At 65.1% G+C, this 21805-nt stretch carries 23 protein-coding genes; 7 read left to right on the forward strand and 16 right to left on the reverse strand.

Annotated elements, in window-relative coordinates; translation table 11 throughout:
- Nucleotides 1-248: 248 nt before the first annotated feature.
- Nucleotides 249-2342, forward strand: a complete 2094-nt coding sequence (locus AB5K84_RS39655; protein WP_011084286.1) for a methyl-accepting chemotaxis protein — start codon at nucleotides 249-251, stop codon at nucleotides 2340-2342.
- Between the two features lie 363 nt (nucleotides 2343-2705).
- On the opposite strand, the gene AB5K84_RS39660 is transcribed toward AB5K84_RS39655, so the two are convergent.
- Both AB5K84_RS39660 and AB5K84_RS39665 read right to left on the reverse strand, forming a co-directional pair.
- A complete protein-coding gene (locus AB5K84_RS39660) occupies nucleotides 2706-3356 on the reverse strand; it encodes a DUF2865 domain-containing protein (protein WP_011084285.1) in 651 nt (216 codons plus the stop codon).
- A 17-nt stretch (nucleotides 3357-3373) separates the two neighbouring features.
- Nucleotides 3374-4180, reverse strand: a complete 807-nt coding sequence (locus AB5K84_RS39665) for a L,D-transpeptidase (RefSeq protein ID WP_038965377.1) — start codon at nucleotides 4178-4180, stop codon at nucleotides 3374-3376.
- A gap of 207 nt (nucleotides 4181-4387) precedes the next feature.
- On the opposite strand from AB5K84_RS39665, the gene AB5K84_RS39670 reads away from it, so the two are divergent.
- The 6 genes from AB5K84_RS39670 (at nucleotide 4388) to AB5K84_RS39695 (ending at nucleotide 9041) form a co-directional block, all read left to right on the forward strand.
- Nucleotides 4388-5500, forward strand: coding sequence for an AI-2E family transporter (locus AB5K84_RS39670; protein WP_028173484.1), 1113 nt, complete (start codon nucleotides 4388-4390; stop codon nucleotides 5498-5500).
- A gap of 77 nt (nucleotides 5501-5577) precedes the next feature.
- On the forward strand, nucleotides 5578-5949 hold the full coding sequence (locus tag AB5K84_RS39675; RefSeq protein ID WP_028173485.1) for a DUF883 family protein: 372 nt from the start codon (nucleotides 5578-5580) through the stop codon (nucleotides 5947-5949).
- Between the two features lie 75 nt (nucleotides 5950-6024).
- Nucleotides 6025-6480 carry a hypothetical protein gene (locus AB5K84_RS39680; RefSeq protein ID WP_028173486.1) on the forward strand — a complete coding sequence of 152 codons (456 nt, stop codon included), beginning with the start codon at nucleotides 6025-6027 and terminating at the stop codon, nucleotides 6478-6480.
- Nucleotides 6481-6736: 256 nt separating this feature from the next.
- Nucleotides 6737-7879, forward strand: a complete 1143-nt coding sequence (locus AB5K84_RS39685) for an OpgC domain-containing protein (protein WP_038965373.1) — start codon at nucleotides 6737-6739, stop codon at nucleotides 7877-7879.
- An 84-nt stretch (nucleotides 7880-7963) separates the two neighbouring features.
- Nucleotides 7964-8572, forward strand: a complete 609-nt coding sequence (locus tag AB5K84_RS39690) for a TetR/AcrR family transcriptional regulator (protein ID WP_038965372.1) — start codon at nucleotides 7964-7966, stop codon at nucleotides 8570-8572.
- A 109-nt stretch (nucleotides 8573-8681) separates the two neighbouring features.
- Entirely contained in the window at nucleotides 8682-9041 is a 360-nt protein-coding gene (locus AB5K84_RS39695) for a RidA family protein (protein WP_011084278.1), read from the forward strand.
- A 12-nt stretch (nucleotides 9042-9053) separates the two neighbouring features.
- On the opposite strand, the gene AB5K84_RS39700 is transcribed toward AB5K84_RS39695, so the two are convergent.
- From AB5K84_RS39700 to urtB, 14 genes are all read right to left on the reverse strand, one after another.
- Entirely contained in the window at nucleotides 9054-10712 is a 1659-nt protein-coding gene (locus tag AB5K84_RS39700) for a CHASE domain-containing protein (protein ID WP_011084277.1), read from the reverse strand.
- A 298-nt stretch (nucleotides 10713-11010) separates the two neighbouring features.
- Nucleotides 11011-11634 carry an urease accessory protein UreG gene (gene ureG, locus AB5K84_RS39705; RefSeq protein ID WP_011084276.1) on the reverse strand — a complete coding sequence of 208 codons (624 nt, stop codon included), beginning with the start codon at nucleotides 11632-11634 and terminating at the stop codon, nucleotides 11011-11013.
- A gap of 159 nt (nucleotides 11635-11793) precedes the next feature.
- Nucleotides 11794-12522, reverse strand: a complete 729-nt coding sequence (locus AB5K84_RS39710; RefSeq protein ID WP_011084275.1) for an urease accessory protein UreF — start codon at nucleotides 12520-12522, stop codon at nucleotides 11794-11796.
- Complete coding sequence (locus AB5K84_RS39715; protein WP_038965371.1) at nucleotides 12503-13171, reverse strand: urease accessory protein UreE; 669 nt, start codon at nucleotides 13169-13171, stop codon at nucleotides 12503-12505. The genes AB5K84_RS39710 and AB5K84_RS39715 overlap by 20 nt, the downstream gene beginning before the upstream one ends.
- 14 nt (nucleotides 13172-13185) lie before the next feature.
- Nucleotides 13186-13485 carry a putative quinol monooxygenase gene (locus tag AB5K84_RS39720; protein WP_011084274.1) on the reverse strand — a complete coding sequence of 100 codons (300 nt, stop codon included), beginning with the start codon at nucleotides 13483-13485 and terminating at the stop codon, nucleotides 13186-13188.
- Between the two features lie 121 nt (nucleotides 13486-13606).
- Nucleotides 13607-15322 carry an urease subunit alpha gene (ureC, locus tag AB5K84_RS39725; RefSeq protein WP_038965370.1) on the reverse strand — a complete coding sequence of 572 codons (1716 nt, stop codon included), beginning with the start codon at nucleotides 15320-15322 and terminating at the stop codon, nucleotides 13607-13609.
- Between the two features lie 37 nt (nucleotides 15323-15359).
- Nucleotides 15360-15899, reverse strand: coding sequence for an HD domain-containing protein (locus AB5K84_RS39730; protein ID WP_011084272.1), 540 nt, complete (start codon nucleotides 15897-15899; stop codon nucleotides 15360-15362).
- Nucleotides 15900-15902: 3 nt separating this feature from the next.
- The gene (locus AB5K84_RS39735) at nucleotides 15903-16208 is read right to left on the reverse strand and encodes an urease subunit beta (protein WP_011084271.1); all 306 of its coding nucleotides are present in this window, start codon (nucleotides 16206-16208) and stop codon (nucleotides 15903-15905) included.
- Between the two features lie 112 nt (nucleotides 16209-16320).
- Nucleotides 16321-16623, reverse strand: coding sequence for an urease subunit gamma (locus tag AB5K84_RS39740; protein ID WP_007605424.1), 303 nt, complete (start codon nucleotides 16621-16623; stop codon nucleotides 16321-16323).
- Nucleotides 16624-16647: 24 nt separating this feature from the next.
- Nucleotides 16648-17478: an urease accessory protein UreD gene (locus AB5K84_RS39745; protein ID WP_011084270.1), complete on the reverse strand. Its 831-nt coding sequence runs from the start codon at nucleotides 17476-17478 to the stop codon at nucleotides 16648-16650.
- Between the two features lie 32 nt (nucleotides 17479-17510).
- Nucleotides 17511-18206: an urea ABC transporter ATP-binding subunit UrtE gene (gene urtE / locus AB5K84_RS39750; protein WP_011084269.1), complete on the reverse strand. Its 696-nt coding sequence runs from the start codon at nucleotides 18204-18206 to the stop codon at nucleotides 17511-17513.
- A gap of 3 nt (nucleotides 18207-18209) precedes the next feature.
- Nucleotides 18210-18971 carry an urea ABC transporter ATP-binding protein UrtD gene (gene urtD / locus AB5K84_RS39755; protein ID WP_011084268.1) on the reverse strand — a complete coding sequence of 254 codons (762 nt, stop codon included), beginning with the start codon at nucleotides 18969-18971 and terminating at the stop codon, nucleotides 18210-18212.
- A gap of 5 nt (nucleotides 18972-18976) precedes the next feature.
- Nucleotides 18977-20146, reverse strand: a complete 1170-nt coding sequence (gene urtC / locus AB5K84_RS39760) for an urea ABC transporter permease subunit UrtC (protein WP_011084267.1) — start codon at nucleotides 20144-20146, stop codon at nucleotides 18977-18979.
- Complete coding sequence (gene urtB / locus AB5K84_RS39765; protein ID WP_038965365.1) at nucleotides 20143-21750, reverse strand: urea ABC transporter permease subunit UrtB; 1608 nt, start codon at nucleotides 21748-21750, stop codon at nucleotides 20143-20145. Before urtB ends, urtC begins: the two co-directional genes overlap by 4 nt.
- Nucleotides 21751-21805: the final 55 nt, after the last annotated feature.

A 21805-nucleotide genomic window follows, 5' to 3' on the forward strand; every position in this document is an offset into this window, starting at 1 on the left:
TGGCCGGCCACACACCCCGATGTCGTCCAGGCTTTAGCCAGGACGACGATGGTGGGTGCCAACCCTCAATGCCCCAGTAATTTTACGGCAGCACCACTGTCTAAGTTTTTACCCTTTTCGGGCCAAATGCGCCTCAAGCGCCTGCCGCAAGGCAGGTACTTCTGTCACGTGCAACCCTTTGGTCCTTCGAAGTTCGTGGGGGCTGCCGTTCGGGGCCACGAACTTCGAAACGCGTACCGGGGTGTCCGATGCTCAACCGCCTGACCGTATCCGCACTGCTGAAGGCGGTAATCCTGTCCACCGCATTCGTCGTCGTGATCGGCTTCTCGATCAGCGCATGGAGCTCATGGGGCCGGCTGCAAGCCGCCAACCGGATCGTCGCGGTCTCGGCCGCATCGGCAGAAGTGTTCAAGGCGATGGCGAACATCCGTGCCGACCGTTCGACCAGCAGCCGCCAGCTCACCTCGGACGTCCAGTTGGACCAGGACATCGAAAGATATATCCGCGGAATCCGCGACATTCTGATGCCGGCGCTGGCGCGCGCCACCGAGATTCTTCCCTCCATCGACTTGCCGCAGGGCGAGACGATGGTGTCGGACGTCGGCCGGCTGAACAAGGTGTTGCTTGAGAAGCAGGCGGAATTCTGGACCGAAGTCGCCAAGCCCAAGGCTTCGCGCCGCGCAGCACTCGCCAAGGAATATACCGACGCCGAGGATGGACTGATGGCGATCCTCGAAAAGCTGGCGCCGATGCTCGGCGCGAGCGTCAATCATCAGGACGCGGTCATCGACCAGCTCCTGATGATCAAGCAGATGGCCTGGCTCTTGCGCCTGAGTGCCGGCGAGTCCTCGCTGATCGTCGGCAACGCGCTCGGCACCGGCAAGATCACGCCCGAGCTTCAGCTCGCCTATACCAAATTCGTTGGCGGCACCGACACAGCCTGGAATGCGATCGAGCTCGCCACGGTCGGCATGCAATTGCCGCCGGCGCTCGCCGCGGCCATGGCGAACGCTAAGGCGGTTTATTTCGATCCACAATACGCCACCACGCGCGACGGCATCATTGCCGCGGTCGCCAAGGGCGAGAAACCGTCGATGACGGCGAACCAGTGGAGCCCCTATTCGGTTGGCCGTATGGCGAGCGCGATCAAGCTCGCCGACGCCGCGCTCGAGGCGGCAAAGGAACATTCCGCGGCCCAGCGCGCGACCGCGGTGGAATCGCTGATCGTCAATACCGCCCTGCTCCTCGCCGCGATCGTCCTGACCGGCGCCGCGATGCTCGCGGTCAGCCGCCGCGTGATCACGCCGCTGCACCGGATTCGCGACGCCATGCTCAAGGTCGCCGGCGGTGACCTTGCCGTCGACAGCGGCTATCTCGACCGTCACGACGAGATCGGCTCGCTTGCGGGAGCGCTGGAGACGTTCAGGCAGCAGGCGATCGACAAGCTCAAGATCGAGGAGCAGGAGCGCGAGCGCAACGCCGGCGCCGCCGCGCGCCAGCGCGCGATGGAGAGCTATGTCGGCGAGTTCGAGGGCGTGGTGCGCAAGTCGCTGGGCGAGCTGAGCGAGGCCTCCGGCGAGATGCGCAAGACCGCGGGCGACCTTTCCGCGGTGTCGCGCCAGACCAATGAGCGCGTCGAGGTCGCCGGCAAGGCGTCCAACGACGCCTCCACCAGCGTGGACAGTGTCGCGGCGGCCGCCGAGGAGCTCTCTGCCTCGATCAACGACATCAGCCAGCAGGCGGCCCATGCCGCCGGCATCGCCAGCCGGGCCGTCAATCAGGCCCGCGAGACCGACGGCACCGTTCAGGGGCTGGCGCAGTCCGCAGGGCGGATCGGCGAGGTCGTCGGGCTGATCAACACCATCGCGGCGCAGACCAATTTGCTGGCGCTCAATGCCACGATCGAGGCCGCGCGTGCCGGCGAGGCCGGCCGCGGCTTTGCGGTGGTCGCATCCGAGGTGAAGTCGCTGGCGAGCCAGACGGCGAAGGCGACCGAAGAGATCTCCGGGCAGATCGCCGACATCCAGAAGGTCGCGGGCGACGCCATCAACGCGATCCAGGCCATCGGCGGCATCATCGGGGAGGTCAACGAGGTCGCCACCGCCATCGCCGCCGCCGTTCAGGAGCAGGGCGCGGCGACGCAGGAGATCACCCGCAGCACGCAATATGCTGCGCAGGGCACCAAGAACGTCTCCGACAACATCACCGGCGTGAAGGCCGACGCCGACACCGCCGCCGGCGCCGCTGACAACGTCAAGCAGGCGTCGGAAACGCTGGAGACGCAAAGCCGCCAGCTCGGCCAGCAGGTCAGCGACTTCCTGGGCAAGATCCGCGCGGCGTAGGGCTGCGGGTTGGAGAGAAAGCCGTAGCCGCTCCTTCGGTGTCGTCCCGGCCTAGTCGCAATCGCGCACGGGGGGCCGGGACCCAGCCACAAGGAGAAGTTAGGATGCGAGCTGGCAACTCCGAGTCTTCGCCAAACCACGCCCTGTGGCTATGGATCCCGGATCTACGCGCGCTTTGGGCGCGCTTGTCCGGGACGACAGCGGAGATTGGGGCACGGGCATTGCATCACGCGAGATGTCGTCCTGGCGAAAGCCAGGACCCATAATCACCGGCCACCGCAATGGGCAGGCTGGTGGTTATCTGCGTGCCGCCAAACTCGCATTCGGGGTAATGGGTCCTGGCTTTCGCCAGGACGACAGGGGCTACTCCTTCGCCACCACCGGCACCTGGCGGAATCTGGCGCGGACCGAGTCCGGCAGCGGGGAGAAGTTCATCGCGACTCCGCGGCGATCGCCAGCGTTGCGGCTGGCGACCACCAGGCCATCGGCGCCCGCGACGATGTCACCCTTGCGCAGGGTGGGGTCGTCCTCGATCTTGATCTGGGCGAGGCCGACCGGATCCTTGCCGTTGCAGGTGCAACCCGACACGATCTCGTTGCGATAGCGGAACGCGTTCGGCAGGTCGGAATAGGATTTCCCGCCCTCGGTCGTGGCGTCGTCGATGTTGCTGCCATAGACCAGCGATGTTTCCGAGGTCGGGCAGAAGCTCTTGCAGGACTGCGCCTTGCTCTCGGCATCGTTTCCTTGCGCCGGGAAGTAACGGCCATCGCAGCCGCGGACGCAATAGGCGGCGCCACCGCCGTAGGACGCCCGCTGCCGCGGCGTGTCGTAGCGCGGCATGTCGTCATTGGGAAACGGCATCCGGATCTCCGGCGGCGGGCGCATCCGGAAGCCACCGAACAGCGCCGAGAAGAAATCCTCCGCATGCGCCGGCGTCAGCGCGAGGCCGAAAGATGCGGCGGCGCAGAACGCCGCGGCGCCACCGGCCAGTTTGCTGATCGAACGTCTCTTCATGTCACCTCACCCAACTCTCAGTTCACGGCCGACGTCGAGATGTTCAGGGCCTGCCGGCCCGAGGGCAGCGTCGTCGCCGCGGGACGCTTGCGCCAAGAATCACTCCCCCTGTCGCTGCCCTTCGCCATCAGCGGCGCGTTCTTCGGCAGCACCACGACCCTGGCGCCGATATTGACGCGGCTGAACAGATCGGTGACGTCTTCGTTGGTCATGCGGATGCAGCCGGAAGAGACGAACTTGCCGATGGTGGTGGGATCGTTGGTGCCGTGGATGCGGTATTCGCTCGAGCCCAGATACATCGCGCGCGCGCCGAGCGGATTGCCGGGACCGCCGGCGACGAAGCGCGGCAGATAGGGCTGGCGCGCGATCATCTCGGCCGGCGGATGCCAGTCCGGCCATTCCGCCTTGCGGCTGACGCTCTGGACGCCCGACCAGGTGAAGCCCTCGCGGCCGACGCCGACGCCGTAGCGGATCGCCCGACCGTTGCCGAGCACGTAATAGAGGTACGTATTGCCGGTATCGATCACGATCGTGCCGGCCGGCTCGCTGCGGTCGAAGCTGACGACCTGCTTGCGCAGCCGATCGGGCAACTGGGCATCCTCGTCGGCCGTCTGCGCCGGCTCGCTGACATAACCTTGCGAATAGCTCGGGTCTTGTTGATACGCCTGTGGCTGCGGCAAATACGCCTGCGGTTGCATCGGCGCATAGCCCAGCGTCTGCGCATTTGCGCTGCCGAAAGGCACCGCGAGCAGAGCGGTTGCGAAGGCAAAAGCGGCGGCGGCGCGCGGCGAGAAGCTGCGACGGACTAAAGAGACCTTTGTCATGTGCTGCCCCATTGGGTGCGTGCATCTCAGGTGATGCGGCTTGCCAACAAACGCAGCCGGGCCGACTCAAGTTCCGCCGCCTTCTGCGGCGTCGACGTCACAGTCAAGCGAGCGCAACTTCACGAAGCCGCGATGGAACCGCAGCACCCCTCCGGCGTTTCCTGATGACCAATGGGCGCCCGGACACCTCCGTGCGGGAGAGAAATTGTGCGCGTCCTTCCCAGTGAACGTCTGATTTCCGGCAACGGCGAAGGCGCCCCACTCCCCGACAGCCATAGCGAGCTGCCGCCGGTCATTCGCCGCACCGAGTTCGTCGCCTACGCCCTCGCCGGCCTGCTCCTGATCGCCGTGATCGGGGTGCTGTATTTCGCCAAGGCGTTCTTCCTTCCGGTGGTGATGGCTGTCGTCGCCGGTACCATGCTCTCGCCGGCCGCAAGCTTTCTGGAACGGCGGGGCGTGCCGCGCGCGCTTGGCGCCGTGCTGATCGTGACCGCGGTGACGACGGTGGTCGCCTTCGTCGTCGCGCTGATTGCCGTGCCCGCAATGGAATGGAGCTCGCGCCTGCCGGAGCTGGGCGCGCAGTTGAAGGAGAAGCTGCACGTTTTCGACCGGCCGCTGGCGCTCTGGAAGGAGCTGCAAACCATGGTCGGCGGCTCAGAGGGGCTGCCAAGCCTGCCGCTGCCGAAGGCCGAATGGGTCCAGCCGACGCTGGAATTCCTCTCGCCCACCTTCGCCGAATTCCTGCTGTTCTTTGCCACCCTGATCCTGTTCATCGCGAGCTGGCGCGACCTGCGGCGGGCGCTGATCATGAATTTCGGCGACCGCGACGCGCGGCTGCGCACGCTGCGGATTCTGAACGAGATCGAGGTTCACCTCGGCAACTACCTGTTGACCGTCACCGTCATCAATATCGGCGTGGGCGTCGCGACCGGCATTATCTGCGCGATCACCGGCATGCCAAATCCGGCCGGGCTCGGCGCACTCGCGGCGGCGCTCAACTTCATCCCGATCATAGGACCGATCGCGATGTTCATCGTCCTGATCGTGGTGGGGCTCGTCGCCTTCCCGACGCTGGGCGGCGGACTGATGGCGGGGCTCGCCTTCGGCGGCATCACCTTCCTGGAGGGACACTTCGTCACGCCGACCATCATCGGTCGCAGGTTGTCGCTGAACGCACTCGCCGTCTTCATCGCGCTGGCCTTCTGGACCTGGCTGTGGGGACCAATGGGCGCGTTTCTGTCGTCGCCGCTCCTGATCGTGGGGCTCATCCTTAAGGAGCATCTGTTGCCGGAGAATTCGCCGCAGCTCCCGCAGGCGTGACGGGCTCCCGCGAACGGAACTTCCGTCACGACGAAACGTTTTCCGCCCATCTCACCGCCAACAGTTCGGAGTTTGCGATGTCAATAGCCGACGGCGAAACCAGGATGAGAGACTGGATCGACAAAGCCACCGCAGAACGCCTCGAGAAGGATGTAGCAGCCGTGAAAAACGATATCGCCGCCCTCACCGACCAGATAACCGACGCGCTCAATACCTTCGCCAATTCGGCCGGAAAGCAGGCCCGGCGCGGCTACAAGCAAGCGCGCGAGAACATGGATTCGACACTCGACGACATGTCCGAGCGCAGCAGCGCGATGATGGGCGCGGCGCAGGATGCCTATGGCTCGATCGAGGAGACGCTGGAAGACGCCATCACCGCGCGGCCGCTCGCGACCGTCGGTATCGCGCTCGGCATCGGCTTCCTGATCGGCGCCGCCTGGCGCCGGTAAAGCGCGGGACGGACCCTGGGATCGCGGCGGCGCGGCCGCCGCCTCAGGCTTGTGGGGGGATTGAGGAGCAAGGGCATGTTTCAGCGCATTATCGACGGCATCAGCGCCTCGACCGGGACGACGGTCCGTCTGACATCGCTCGCCGCAGCCGCCGCATTCGCGCTCTTCATCACGACGTGCTTTCTTTGCGCGGCCGCGTTCATCTCGGTGCTGGATAAGTACGGCCCGGTGCAGGCCTGCCTCGCCGGCGCCGGCATCTTCTTCCTGCTGACGCTCACCGCCGCGGGCACCTATTGGGGCTACAAGCGCGAGGTGCAGAAGCGCGCCCAAATCGCGGCCGAGCGCGCCGCGAAGTCGGCGGCCGCGAGCATGCTGGCCGATCCCATGCTGCTCGCCACGGGACTCCAGATCGTTCGCGCCATCGGGGTCAGGCGACTGTTGCCGATCCTGGCGATCGCCGGCGTCGCACTCGGAATCATGGCGAGTAGGACCAGCGTCTCCGACGAGGCATCGGCTGAACCTGCCGAGTAACGGTCCGGGCGCGCGGACTGCGAATCTCACACCGCCAGAGGTCGCCGGCTTCGGAAGCGCGAGCTGCTGCGAAGCAGATCGTCTTTGCAAAAATTGCGTGCCAGGCGGGTCAAGGGCGGACACGCGAGCGCACCGGCGCGCCCTGCGTAATTTTTCGCCAGTCGGGACAAACCGGCCCTCCTCACGCAAACGCTACTCGGATAGGCAGGCGGTTGCCGGTAAAAGCATCACCCTGATTCCCAAAGCTATTTTACTCATGAAACCGTCCGTCAAGGCGAACCTCGCCGCATTCCATCACGACGCCAGGCTGTATTTGACGCTCGGCATCGCCAACTGGTCGGTGTTCGTCGACCACATCCCGAACAACGTCGTCAACCTGCTGACGCTGCGCAATTTCGGCTTCAGCGGCGCCGCCGACCTGTTCGTGTTCGTGGTGGGCTATGGCGTCGCCATCATCCACGGCAGGATGGCGCTGGAGCGCGGCTACGTCGTCGCGGCGACACGCATCTTTCGCCGCGTCTGGCGGCTCTACGCCGCCTATGTCGTGCTGTTCGTGATCTATATCGACACCATCGCCTACGTCGCCTCGCAATCGATGGCGCCGGAGATCATCCACGAATACAACATCTCGGGCATTCTCGAGCACCCTCTGCGAATCCTGGTCCGCGGCCTGGTGCTCCAGGAAGAGCCGCTGAACCTCGACCTGCTGCAACTGATGATCCCGCTGATGGCGTTCTTTCCGCTGGTGCTGTGGGGGCTGCTGCGAGGACCGAACCTGACGCTGGCGGCATCGGTCGCGCTGTACGTCGCGGCGCGCTGGTTCGACTGGAATTTCCGGGTCTATCCGGACCAGGAGTGGACCTTCAATCCGCTGTGCTGGCAGATGCTGATGGTGCTGGGCGGCTGGTTCGCCGTGACAGGCGCATCCGGCCGTGCGCTCCACGGAATGTCCTGGTTGCGGATCCTCGCGGGCGCCTATCTCGTCTTCGCGATGGCCGTCACCCTGATGCGCCACTCGCCGGCACTGTCCGCCTATTTGCCGGACCTGCTGCTCAACAGCATCGCGCCGACCGACAAGGAAAACCTCGCGCCCTATCGCGTGGTCCACTTCCTCGCGCTCGCGTTCATCGCAACCCATCTCATTCCGGCCGATCATCCCGGCCTGAAATGGCGGCCGCTTCAGGCGGTGATCATATGCGGCGAGGAATGGCTCGCGGTGTTCTGCGTCGCGGTGTTCCTCTCCTTCGCCGGCCATCTCATCCTGATCACCGGGCCGAACCTGGTGGCGATGCAGGTCGCGGTGAGCATCGTTGGCTTCGCCGCGATGACCGCGGTCGCCTATTACATCACCTGGTCGAAGCGGCAGGACCTGCCTGCGGCCTTGCGGCAGCAGACCTGACAACATAATCGTGCGATTCTGCTAGGCCGAGACCTGTGGCTGCGCTATGCGGAGGGACTCTGCGTGAGGAGACCGGGCGTGGCGATGGCGAAAGGCGGGGGTGAAGAGGCTGACAGCGCGCCCCGGCGCGGCCGGCCGCGGTCGATCGAGACCACCAACGCCATCCTCGAAAGCGCCTATGCGCTGATGGCCGCGACCGGCCTTGCCGCCACCACCATCGACGCGGTCGCGCGCCACTCCAGCGTCTCCAAGATGACGATCTACAAATGGTGGCCGTCGCGCGAGGCGCTGCTGATCGACGCCTTTCTCCACCATGCCGCGCAGATGCTGCCACTGCCCCCGGTGAGCTCCGGCACGCCCGCGGCACGCGCACGCCGCCATGCCGCGGCCTATGCCGAGGCGCTCCGGGGCGAGTTCGGCAAGGTGCAGCTCGCCGTCATCTCCGAATGCATCTCCAAGACCGGCTCGGCGGAGCTGTTCTACGCACGCTACCTGCAATTCCGCCGCGACGCGCTGGTGGAGATGATCGCCGCAGGCCAGAAGGACGGCAGCGTCCTGGCCGAGGGGGCGCCCGAGGACCTCTGCGACGCGATCTATGGCGGCCTGTTCTACCGCTACGTCTTCGGCATCGCGCCGATCACGCCGGCTTACGCGCGCAATCTGGTCGACCTCGTGCTGCGGCCGAAGGGCTAGATCAGGCGCTGAAAATGCCCACCGTCCGTCCCCGACTCAAGTTCCACGCCTTGGTGATAAGAACGCGCGGACATCTCACGTCTTTTCCCACAGGAGCATCAGTCTCATCATGATCAAACGCATCTTGCCATACGAAGGATTGCTCCACGAAGTGGTCGAGCATGGAGGCGTGCTTTACATCGGCGGAATCGTCGCCGAGGACACGAGCCTCGACATGTCAGGTCAGGCAAACGACGTGCTTGGCCAATTGTCGCGTCTGCTGAAGACTCTTGGATCCGACCTGGCCAACGTATTGCAGGTGACCATCTTCGTTACGAATCTCGGCGAGAAGGCTGCGTTCAATGCGGCCTGGAAAGCGCACTTTGCCGAAGCCCATCTGCCGGCACGCGCCGTCGTCGGCGTGGCCGATCTCGGTTCAGGCGTCAAGCTCGAGATGACCGCAATCGCGGCTCGACCGACCTCGAGCTGAAGCGCGCGAGGTTTATCGCACAGGCCTCACCGGGGCCGAGAGCTTGTCCGTGCGGTCGCGCTCGCTCATGTCGACGACCGTCTCCATCGGAGCAATCAGCTCGTAGACATAGGAGACATCGGTAAAGTAGCGCTTGGCGGTGCCGCCGAGCGCTTCGGGCGCGACGCGGTCGAGCAGGATCAGGCCGAAATCGGAATCGGGACGGCGCGTCGCCTCGCTGGTGTTGAACTCCTCCCAGCGGAAATGGAAGACCTCGTCGGTCCCCTCGCCCGTCACCGTCCAGTTGGCGGTGATGTGCGGATGCTTGCCGACCAGCGACAGGCCTTCGTCCGAATGCGAGGCGAGCTCGAAGAACAGAAGTGACAGGCTCTGCGCCGCACGCGCGCTCACCGCGATGTCGGGACCGGTGACGGCGATGCGGTCCGCATGCGGAATGGCGCGCGCCTCGAACAGGCCCTTCAACTTGACGCCCTGCCACTGGCTCTCGCTGAGCAGCGAGACCACGTTGGACATGGCGTGGATGCGGCCGATCAGCAGCTCGCGCGCGCCGTCGATGTCCGCGCCGTGGCGCAGCGTGCGCGTCACGATCGACTGGATCACCGCCAGGATGTTCTTGACCCGGTGGTTGAGCTCGTCGATGACGGCGGTCAGGCGGCGCTCGAAGCCGATCCGCACCTGGATCTCCCGGCTGAGCCGCAGATTGTTGTAGGCGACATAGCCAAACAGGCCGCACACCATCGCGGTGATCGCAAAGCCGATCGCCGCCACGATGATCGCGGTCTGCTCGGCGCGCCGCGCCGAGTTGGTCTTTGCGTAATAGCCGAGCTGCCAGTCGCGGCCGCCGAAGCTCACGGTGCGCGTCGCCGATGGCGCCGGCCCGTCCGCCGCCGTCATGCGCGTGGAGACGATACCCTGGTCGTTGGCGACGAGCTCGCCGCCGTCCTTGCGCGGGTCCTTGAGCGCGACCGCGAACAACGACATGTCGTCGTTGGTCAGCATCAGTGATGCCAGCTCATAGGAGAATGTGATGAAGCCGACGGGCTCGGTCGCGCCTTCGGGAATGACGGGGGCCGCGACGATGACGCCGACCGGCCCGTTGTTGCGCAGGAGCGGCACCGGGTCGGAGGCGACCGACCTCTTCTCGATCCTGGCCCGGGCGAGCATCGCGCTGCGCACCGGGTCCCGGTCATAGCTGCGGCCGGGCAACCCTTTGGTCTCATCGCTGCGCGGCTCGAGATCCATCAGCACGTCGATCGGCTGGGTGAGGCTTGCGGGATCGATCGGCTTGTCGCCGTAGTCGCGGATCTGCGGCTTCGGGAAGCCGGCGGCCGCGATCGCGGCCTGCGCCGCAGCAAGCTCGTTCGGCTGGAGCCGGGCGACCCAGCCGGCCACCACGAAATCGGTCTTGAAGGCGTAGATCGCCGAGCGCAGCGGCTCCAGCATGTTGGGCTTGAGTACCGATGGCGCGCGGAACAGGCCTGAGGCGACACGGGCGAGCAGTTCGCGCTCGGTCAGCCGGTCCTGCACCAGGCTCGCATGGACGTCGATCGCACGTGCGAGCGCGATCCGGTCCAGCGCCAGCTCCTGGTCGTGGACGCGATAGGCCGCAAGCCCGGAAAGCATGGCTCCGAGCAGAGCGATGAAGCCGATGATGAAACCCAGCCGGACCACGCGACTACTCAGACGGAAGCAGGAGGTCGGCAATAAACACGGAGCATATGAACGCAGCTCGAACGGCCATGTGCCGAAACAGGATGAACCCCGATGGCGGAGATAATGAAGGAGGAGGCATCAGTACGCAACTTGGGTCGCATGAAAAGCTTAATCCGCCCGGCCGGTCGTCCGGCCGGAATGGATTTGCCCCGGGTACCGGAGGTAATTAATCGCCGTGTCCGAAATTTGTTCCGCGGATACGGTCCTGCCTCAGGCGTTAACGGCGGAAAACCCCTGTGCCAAGTCGTCGCGTTCGTCAGCCGGCCCGTTTCAGGCCGCCTTTGGCCTCGATGAAGCCGACGATGCGGTCGAGCCCCTCGCTCTTCTTCAGGTTGGTCATGACAAAGGGGCGCGCGCCGCGCATGCGCCTGGCGTCCGTCTCCATCTTCTCCAGGGAGGCGCCGACATGGGGCGCAAGATCGATCTTGTTGATGACCAGGAGGTCGGAGCGGGTGATGCCGGGGCCGCCCTTGGACGGGATCTTGTCGCCCGCCGCCACGTCGATGACGTAGATGGTGAGGTCGGCAAGCTCCGGGGAAAAAGTGGCAGCGAGATTGTCGCCGCCGGACTCGATCAGCACGAGGTCGAGGCCGGGGAATTTCGCGCGCATGTCCGCGACCGCCGCGAGGTTCATCGAGGCATCTTCGCGGATCGCGGTATGCGGGCAGCCGCCGGTCTCGACACCGGCAATGCGATCCGGCGTCAGCGAGCCCGAGCGCACCAGGAATTCGGCATCCCATTTGGTGTAGATGTCGTTGGTGATCGCCGCGATGTCGTAGCGCTCGCGCATGGTCTTGCAGAGCAGATCCATCAGCGCGGTCTTGCCCGATCCGACCGGACCGCCGACGCCGACACGCAGGGGGCCGTGAGACGTAGCCATTGATTCTTTCCTATCGTCGTCCTGGCGAAAGCCAGGACCCATTACCACCGAAGTTCATTGTCGCGGCGGACTGAGGCCACATCCCTCCATGACCACAGGCATTCGTGGTTATGGGGCCTGGCCTTCGCCGGGACGACGGCAGAATGTGATGCAACGCGCTCACGACCGAAACAGCCGCGTATACTGCGTCTCGTGCCGCAGGCTGGCGAGATCGGCGCGGAATGTCGCGCTGCCAAGATCGTCCAACGTCGCGCTCAGCGCACGAGTTGCGGTCGCGGCGACCGCGGCTTCCAGCCGCACCAGCACGCGCTGGCTGTCGGTCTGGCCGAGCGGAATGAGGCGGCTGGCCGCGGAAATCCAGTTCGAGACCACAGCGTGCAGGAAGGCGTGCAGCGTCGGCGCCAACGGCACGCCGTGCATCGCGGCGACCACACCGACCGCGACGGGATAGACCAATGGCGTGCGGCATGCCGCAACCATGGCGTCCAGCCCCTCCGCATCCCACGCGGCGCGGGCGATGTCGATGAAGGCGCGGCCCTGCGACGTCGTCTCGAGCTGCCGCTCGCGCGAGGGCACGAAGGCGCTCGCGAGCTCAGCGATGTCGCGCAACGAGGTCTCCTCGCCCGCCTCAGTGGCGCGATAGGCCTGGACCAGGAACGTCGCATCGCAGAAGCCCGAACCGTCGCCGAGCATAGTATCGAGCCAGTCGGCGAGCGTCGCCGTGTCGGTGATGTCGCCCGCTTCGACCGCCCATTCGATCCCGCTGGAGTAGGAGAAGCCGCCGACGGGAAACGCCGGCGACAGCCAGGTCATCAGCCGGTACAGCGCCGCCGCCTCGCGCGCGGCGAGGTCACCGGCATTGACCGGCTCATTTGTGGTCATGAGCATGCTTGTGGCCGTGGTGGTGGTCGGGATGGTCGCAATGCTCGTCGTGATGATGGTGATCGTGCTCATGGTCATGCGCGGCATGATCATGATGGTCGTGGCCGTGATGATCATGACCATGGTGGTCATGACCGTGGTGATCATGATGATGGTCGCCATGATCGTGGTGGTGATGGCCGTGATCATGATGCGCATGGTCATCGTGGCCATGCGCATGACCGGCGTCGGCATAGGCGCCGCCTTCGGGATCGAATGGCGCCTCGATCTCGACGACACGCGCGCCGAGCCCCTTCACCATGGCCTCGATGACGTGGTCGCGGCGGATGCGCAAGGCTTTGGCCATGATCTGCGTCGGCAGATGACGGTTGCCGAGGTGCCAGCCGACGCGGATGAGGTGGTGCGGATCGCGGCCGCGGATCTCGAGCAGCGGCTCGGGCGCCGCAACCACTTCGACCAGCCGGCCGTCCTCCAGCACCAGTGCATCGCCGCCGCGCAGTGCAACGGCGTTCTCCAGGTCGAGCAGGAATTCGAGCCCCCGCGTCCCCGTCATCGCCATGCGGCGGCGGTGCCGATCGTCGAAATCGAGCACGACCGTGTCCACTGGTGCTTCGGTGAAGCGGTGCTGTCCCCTAACCTGCGTCGCCCGGATCATTGGCTTCTACCCTGTTACCGTGTCTCGACCTTCTCGGGCGTAATGATTTCGACCTTCGGCGGCGCCATGAAGCATTTCACCGCAATGCGGCCGAACGTCTTCATGTGCTCCATGGCGCGATGCGGCACCAGCGCCTCGGCGCTCTCCCACTGCTCGACGAACACCATCTTGGTCGGATCGGTGACGCTTTCATGCATATCATAGGCGATATTGCCGGGCTCTTTCCGCGTCTCCTTGATGCAGGCGGTGGCGCCTGCAATGAATTCGGCGCGCGTCTCGGGCTTGATGGTCAAGGTGGCAACGACGTAGATCACGAGAAATCCTCCCGGCTTTTCTTCTGGGTTCAAGATACCGGGCGGGACATTAGACCAGGCGGGATCGAACGCAACACCGTAAAACCGTCCCCGGACAGGCTCCGGGGACCGGGGCGCTATTTCAGTACATGAAATATCGCTGCGCCATCGGCAGCACTTCGGCAGGCGCGCAGGTCAGGAGCTCGCCGTCGGCGCGGACCTCATAGGTCTCCGGATCGACCTCGATATTGGGTGTTGCGTCGTTGTGGATCATGCTCTTCTTGGAGATCCTGCCGCGGGTGTTCTGGACGGCATAGAGCTTCTTCTCGATACCGAGCTTGCGCGCCAGCCCGCCGGTGATCGCGGCCTTGGAGGTGAACACCACGGAAGATGCGGTGCGCGCCTTGCCGAAGGCGCCGAACATCGGCTGGTAGTGCACCGGCTGCGGCGTCGGGATCGAGGCGTTGGGATCGCCCATCGGCGCGGCGACGATCGTGCCGCCCTTGACGATGCAGTCCGGCTTGACGCCGAAGAAGGCCGGCGACCACAGCACGAGATCGGCAAGCTTGCCCTTCTCCACCGAACCGATCAGCTTCGACACGCCGTGCGCGATCGCGGGGTTGATCGTGTATTTGGCGATGTAGCGCTTGACGCGGAAATTGTCGTTGTCCTTGCCCTTGTCCTGCGGCAGCGATCCGCGCTGCTTCTTCATCTTGTCGGCGGTCTGCCAGGTCCGGATGATGACTTCGCCGAGGCGGCCCATGGCCTGGGAGTCCGAGGACATCATCGAGAGCGCGCCGAGATCGTGCAGGATGTCCTCGGCCGCGATGGTCTCCTTGCGGATACGGCTTTCGGCGAACGCAAGATCTTCCGCGATCGAGGGATCGAGGTGGTGGCACACCATCAGCATGTCGAGATGCTCGTCGATGGTGTTGCGGGTGAAGGGGCGCGTCGGGTTGGTCGATGACGGCAGCACGTTCTTCAGCCCTGCGACCTTGATGATGTCGGGGGCGTGACCGCCGCCGGCGCCCTCGGTGTGGAAGGCGTGGATGGTGCGGCCCTTGAACGCCTTGATCGTATCCTCGACGAAGCCGGATTCGTTCAGCGTATCGGTGTGGATCATGACCTGGATGTCGTAATCGTCGGCCACCGACAGGCAGTTGTCGATCGCGGCCGGCGTGGTGCCCCAATCCTCGTGCAGCTTCAGCGCGCAGGCGCCGCCCTTGATCATCTCGACCAGCGGCGCGGGGCGCGAGGCGTTGCCCTTGCCGGAAATGCCGAGATTGACCGGGAAGGCGTCGAACGACTGGATCATCCGCCCCATGTGCCACGGGCCCGGCGTGCAGGTCGTCGCAAAGGTGCCGTGCGAGGGACCGGTGCCGCCGCCCAGCATCGAGGTGACGCCGCTCATCAGCGCGTGCTCGATCTGCTGCGGGCAGATGAAATGGATGTGGCTGTCGAAGCCGCCGGCGGTGAGGATCTTACCCTCGCCCGCGATCACGTCGGTGCCGGGGCCGATGATGATGGTGACGCCCGGCTGGATGTCGGGGTTGCCGGCCTTGCCGATCGCGGAGATCATGCCGTCCTTGATCGCGACGTCGGCCTTCACGATGCCCCAGTGGTCCACGATCAGCGCATTGGTGATGACGGTGTCGGCCGCGCCCTGCTTGTTGGTGACCTGCGACTGCCCCATGCCGTCGCGGATCACCTTGCCGCCGCCGAACTTCACCTCCTCGCCATAGACGGTGAAATCCTTCTCGACCTCGATGATGAGATCGGTGTCGGCCAGCCGCACCTTGTCGCCGGTGGTCGGGCCGAACATGTCGGCATAGACGGAACGTTTGATCTTGACGGACATCACAGGCCCCGTTTGCGTTTGAATGTCTTGATGGTGCTCACAGCGAAGCTCTCGCCGTACGCACTGCGTCGTCGAATTTCTGATCGAGCCACGGATTGCCGCCGCGACAACCGGCGACCACCTGCTCGGCCCAGCCGGTATAGTCGACGAGATCGTCACGCTCCTCGGCGGTCGGATCGGAATGAATGCGTGCGCCGACATTGCTGATCTTGTCGGCGATCTTGATCAGTTTTGCGCCCGCAGATTTCTTCGGCGCATCGACCACCTGCCGCCGGCGCCGCTCGGCTTTCGGCAGGTTCATGTCATCGGTGCACTCGACGACGAGAGATGCGATACGCTCGGAGAATTTTTGCGCGAGCTCTTCACGCGTGGTCTCGGTGTCCTCGATGACATCATGTAGCCAGCCGGCGGCCACGAGCTCGGCATCCCCACCATCGGTCGCCGTCGCGAGCAGGTTCGCGACCTCGGCAAGGTGATTGATGTAAGGCTCGTTCCCCCGCCCCTTGCGCGCCATGCCGTTGTGCCGGCGCGCGGCCAGGTCAGCGGCTTCAGAGATGAGGCGGACGGCGGAAAGCATGCCTCACAGCTTCCCCATCACGTCGCCACGGAAGCCGTAGATGGTCTTCTTGCCGGCGAGCGCGACGAGCTGGACGTCGCGGGTCTGGCCGGGTTCGAAGCGGACGGCGGTGCCGGCGGCGATGTCGAGGCGCATGCCGCGGGCCTTCTTGCGCTCGAATTTCAAGGCCGGGTTGGTCTCGAAGAAATGGTAGTGCGAGCCGACCTGGATAGGGCGGTCGCCGGTGTTGGCGACCGTCAGCGTCACGGTCTTGCGGCCGGCATTGAGCTCGATCTCGCCGTCCTGAATGAAGAGTTCACCGGGGATCATCTCTGTCTTCCTCCGTCATTCCGGGGCTCGCGGAACGAGAACCCGGAATCTCGATCAACAATCTCTGGATTCCGGGTTCGCCCTGCGCGCGCCCCGGAATGACGAATTCAAATCACCTGATCGGCTCGTGCACGGTGACGAGCTTGGTGCCGTCCGGAAACGTCGCCTCGACCTGGATGTCGTGGATCATTTCGGGGATGCCCGGCATCACCTGGTCGCGGGTCAGCACCTGCGCGCCGGATTGCATCAGCTCGGCCACGGTACGGCCATCGCGCGCACCTTCGAGGATGAAATCGGAGATGATCGCGATCGCCTCGGGATGGTTGAGCTTGACGCCGCGGTCCAGCCTGCGGCGCGCCACGATGGCGGCCATCGAGATCAGAAGCTTGTCCTTTTCGCGGGGAGACAGGTTCATGCGAAATCTCTTCCGTTCAACACGTCAATTCAACCACAGCCGCGGCAACGCCGCACCGGTGCGCGCCAGCACGGCCATCATGTCGGCGCGCAAGCGCGCCGCATCTTGGGCACAGAACCGCGCCATTGCAAAGCCATTCCAGGCCGATATCCCGACCTCGCCGGCGAAGGATTCCGAGGCCTCCCGAATGCGCTCGATGAGCGCCTCATCGCCGGGCACGATCAAGGCCGTGCCGATTGCCGCGCCCCCCTTGGCCACCGCGGACCTCGCGAGTTTCGCACCGATATCACCGCCCAGCCTGACGGTCTCAGCAAAGACGAGTCGACCGCCGCGAGAGAGCCGCCATCGGTCGACGAACTCGCCCTGCTCCATCCGCTCACCCATCGCAGTGCGTCCGAACACCACGATCTCGCAAAGCAGGAGCGAGGCCGCCTCATCGAGCGCGATGTCGAAGCGACGATGGACACGGGCACGATCAAACAGGATGGTCTCCTGCGGCAGCCAGGACAGATGCGCGCCTGCGCCGACCTTCAGGGCGATATTGAGCTCCGCCGCCGGGCCCGGCGCGCGATAGACCTTTTCGGCGGCCGCCGTGGTCAGCGTCAGCCGCGCGGCATCGGCCGCCGATATCTCGACATCGAAGCGATCACCGCCGGCAACGCCACCGGCCGTGTTGACGAACACGCCGGAGAGACCTTCATCCTCGGGCGAGGGAAAGCGCACGCGCAGCGAGCCGGATTCATGCAACACGCCGCGCCGTGTTACGCCGTCCCGCGCATGCACGTCGAACCTGACCGCGCCGCGGGCGCGATTGGCCTCGAATATGCTGGACGTGACTGATAGTTCGCTGCGCATCCGCCTCCCCAGCCGGTCGCGACACAAATGGCTTACAGAGCCATCTGACGGCTGATCTCGCTCGCGTCGAGATTGGTGCGGTCGCAGGTGAACTTCACCGCGCCGCGATCCATCACGGCGAAACTGTCGCCGAGTTCGCAGGCAAAGTCGAGATATTGTTCGACCAGCACGATGGCGATGTTGCCGAGGTTGCGCAAGTAGGAGATGGCGCGGCCGATGTCCTTGATGATCGAGGGCTGGATGCCCTCGGTCGGCTCGTCGAGCAGCAGCAGCTTCGGCCGCATCACCAGCGCACGCCCGATCGCGAGCTGCTGCTGCTGGCCGCCGGAGAGATCGCCGCCGCGGCGGCCGAGCATGGATTGCAGCACCGGAAACAGCGAGAACACGTCATCCGGGATGTGCCTGTCCTCGCGCTTGAGCGGACCGAAGCCGGTCTTGAGATTCTCCTCGACCGTGAGCAGCGGAAAGATCTCGCGGCCCTGCGGCACGAAGCCGATGCCCTTGCGCGCCCGCTCGTAAGGCTTGAGGCCCGTGATGTCGCTGCCGTCGAACACGATCGCGCCGGAGGAGATGGGATATTGCCCAACCATGGCCCGCAGCAGCGAGGTCTTGCCGACGCCGTTGCGCCCGAGCACGCAAGTCACCTTGCCGGGCTCGGCCGCAATCGAGACGCCGCGCAGCGCCTGCGCCGCACCGTAGAACAGGTTGATGTCTTTGACTTCGAGCATCGGTCAGCGTCCCAGATAGACTTCGATGACCCGCTCGTTGGACGAGACCTGGTCGATGGTACCTTCCGCGAGCACCGAGCCTTCGTGCAGGCAGGTGACCTTGACCCCGAGTTCGCGCACGAACGTCATGTCGTGCTCGACCACCATGACGGTGTGGGTCTTGTTGATCTCCTTCAGCAGCTCGGCGGTGAGATGCGTCTCGACGTCGGTCATGCCGGCGACGGGCTCGTCGACCAGCAAGAGCTTCGGATCCTGCGCCAGCAGCATGCCGATCTCGAGCCATTGCTTCTGGCCGTGGCTGAGGCTGCCGGCCAGCCGGTTGCGCGCCTCGGTGAGGCGGATCGTCTCCAGCACTTTGTCGATGCGCTCGGACTCGGCCTTGCTGCCACGCCAGAACAGCGTGCCCTTGACGCTGTGATCGACATTGAGCGCCAGCAGCAGGTTGTCCTGCACGGTCTGGCTCTCGAACACGGTGGGCTTCTGGAATTTGCGGCCGATGCCGAGCTCGGCAATCCGGGTCTCATCCAGTCGCGTCAGGTCGGTGACGCCGTCGAACAGTACGGTGCCCTCGTCGGGCTTGGTCTTGCCGGTGATGATGTCCATCATCGTGGTCTTGCCGGCGCCATTCGGGCCGATGATGGCGCGCATCTCGCCGGGCTCGAGCGTCAGCGACAGATTGTTGATGGCGTGAAAGCCGTCGAAGGAGACGTGCACGCCGTCGAGGTAGAGCATTGCGGAGGTCGCGCGGGTGTCCATGACGTTCATTGCGCCTACTCCGCCATCTTTGGTTCGGTGACGCCGTCCTCGGCCGCGGCACTCGCCGTGGTCGCCGCGGGACGTTTTTCCTTCGACGCGTCCCACCAGGTGTTGAAGGTGCCGACGATGCCCTTGGGCAGCAGCAGCGTCACCAGGATGAACAGCGCGCCGAGCATGAACAGCCAGTACGGCGCCAGCATGCCAGAGGTGAAGAACGTCTTGGCATAGTTGACGACGACGGCGCCGAGCGCCGCGCCGACCAGCGTGCCGCGGCCGCCGACCGCGACCCAGATCACCGCCTCGATCGAATTGCCCGGCGCGAATTCGCTCGGATTGATGATGCCGACCTGCGGCACGTAGAGCGCGCCGGCAACGCCGGCCATGCAGGCCGACACCGTGAACACGAACAGCTTGTAGGATTCGACCCGGTAGCCGAGGAAGCGGGTGCGCGATTCCGCATCACGCACCGCGATCAGCACCTTGCCGAGCTTGGACGAGACGATGGCGCGGCAGACCAGGAAGCCCAGGATCAGCGCCAGGCAGCTCAGCGCGAACAGCGCGGCGCGAGTCCCTTCCGCCTGCACGTTGAAGCCCAAAATGTCCTTGAAGTCGGTCAGGCCGTTGTTGCCGCCGAAGCCGAAATCGTTGCGGAAGAAGGCGAGCAGCAGCGCATAGGTCATCGCCTGCGTGATGATCGACAGATACACGCCGGTGACGCGGGAGCGGAAGGCGAGCCAGCCGAAGCAGAAGGCGAGCAGGCCCGGCACGACCAGCACCATCAGCGCGGCGAACCAGAACATGTCGAAGCCGTACCAGTACCAGGGCAGCTTCGAATAGTTCAGGAACACCATGAAGTCGGGCAGGATCGGGTTGCCGTAGACGCCGCGGGTGCCGATCTGCCGCATCAGGTACATGCCCATCGCGTAGCCGCCGAGCGCGAAGAAAGCGCCGTGGCCGAGCGAGAGGATGCCGCAATAGCCCCAGATCAGGTCGATCGCGAGCGCCAGGATGGCGTAACAGACATACTTGCCCCAGAGCGCGACCAGATAGGTCGGCACTTGCAGGAACGAGCCCGCGGGCAGCAGCAGGTTGGACAACGGGATCAGCACGCCCAGCGCGGCGACAACCAGCAGGAAGATCGTCGCGCTGCGGTCCAGTGATCGCGTCAGCATGTGAGGGGTCATGCTTCCACCGCACGGCCCTTGAGCGCGAACAGACCGCGCGGCCGCTTTTGAATGAAAAGGATGATGAGAACCAGGATGGCGATCTTGCCGAGCACGGCGCCTGCGACCGGCTCCAGGAACTTGTTGGCGATGCCGAGCGTGAAGGCGCCGACCAGCGTGCCCCAGAGATTGCCGACCCCGCCGAACACCACGACCATGAAGCTGTCGATGATGTAGCTCTGGCCGAGATTGGGACTGACATTGTCGATCTGCGACAGCGCCACGCCGGCGATGCCGGCAATGCCCGAACCCAGGCCGAAGGTGAGCGCGTCGACGCGCGAGGTGGCGATGCCCATCGAGGCCGCCATGCGCCGGTTCTGCGTCACCGCGCGCATCTCCAGGCCCAGCGCGGTGTAGCGCAGCATCGCGAGCAGGATCGCGAACACGGCGAGCGTGAAGCAGAGGATCCAGAGCCGGTTATAGGTAATGGTGATCTGGCCGAGCTCGAAGGCGCCGCTCATCCAGGAGGGGTTGCCGACCTCGCGGTTGGTCGGGCCGAACATGGTGCGGACCGCCTGCTGGAGCACCAGCGACAGGCCCCAGGTCGCCAGCAGCGTCTCCAGCGGACGGCCGTAGAGGAAGCGAATGATGCTGCGCTCGATCAACACGCCGATCGCGCCGGCGACGAGAAAGGCCAGCGGCACGGCGATCAGCAAGGAATAGTCGAACAGGCCGGGATAGCGGGTGCGGATCACCTCCTGCACCACGAAGGTGGTGTAGGCCCCTAACATCACCATTTCGCCGTGGGCCATGTTGATGACGCCCATCACGCCGAAGGTGATGGCAAGCCCGATCGCCGCGAGCAGCAGCACTGAGCCGAGCGAGAGGCCGTACCAGGCATTCTGCACCGTGGACCAGACCGCGAGCGAACTCTGGATCGAGCCGATCGCACTCGCGGCGGCCTTGGTCACCGAGGCCGGCTGGTCGCCCATGCCGGTGAGCAGCGCCATCGCCTCCTGGTCGCCGCGCGCCCTGAGGGTGGCGACGGCCTCGAGCTTCTCGACCTCGGTGGCGTCCGGCTTGAACAGCAGGATCGCCGCGCGGGCTTCGCCGAGCGTAGCCTTGACTGATTTGTTGGTTTCCTTGGCGAGCGCGGCATCGACGGCTTCGAGCGCGGTCTCCTCATGCGACTTGAAGACGGATTGCGCGGCCTGGAGGCGCGTTCCGACGTCCGGCGACTGAAGCGTCAGGCTGCCGACCGCGGCATCGACGCTGCGGCGAAGACGGTTGTTGAGGCGGACCGCGCTCGCACTGTCGGGAACGCTGGCCACCGCCTGGCCGGTCGCGGCATCGATCGACTTGCCGTCGGTGCCGGTGACGTAAACCTTCTTGCTGTCCGGATCGGCCATGAGGCGGCCGTCCTGGAGCGCGCTGATGATGGGGAAGGCCAGCGGATTGCCGCTGCTCGCGACCACGCCGATCGCCTCTTCCGTGTCGGAATAATCATCGTTGGCGAATTTGGCGACCGCATCCTCGAACGGACCGGCGAAGGCCGGCAGTGCGAACGCGATCAGGAACAACGAGAGCAGGAGCGAACAGAGGCGGGCGGACAAATTAGCTGGCACTGTGAATGACCCCGGCAGAAATGAGTGGAGAAGGCGGCGGGATCGCCGCCCTCTC

Source organism: Bradyrhizobium sp. 1200_D9_N1_1 (assembly GCF_052075915.1).
GTDB lineage: Bacteria > Pseudomonadota > Alphaproteobacteria > Rhizobiales > Xanthobacteraceae > Bradyrhizobium > Bradyrhizobium diazoefficiens.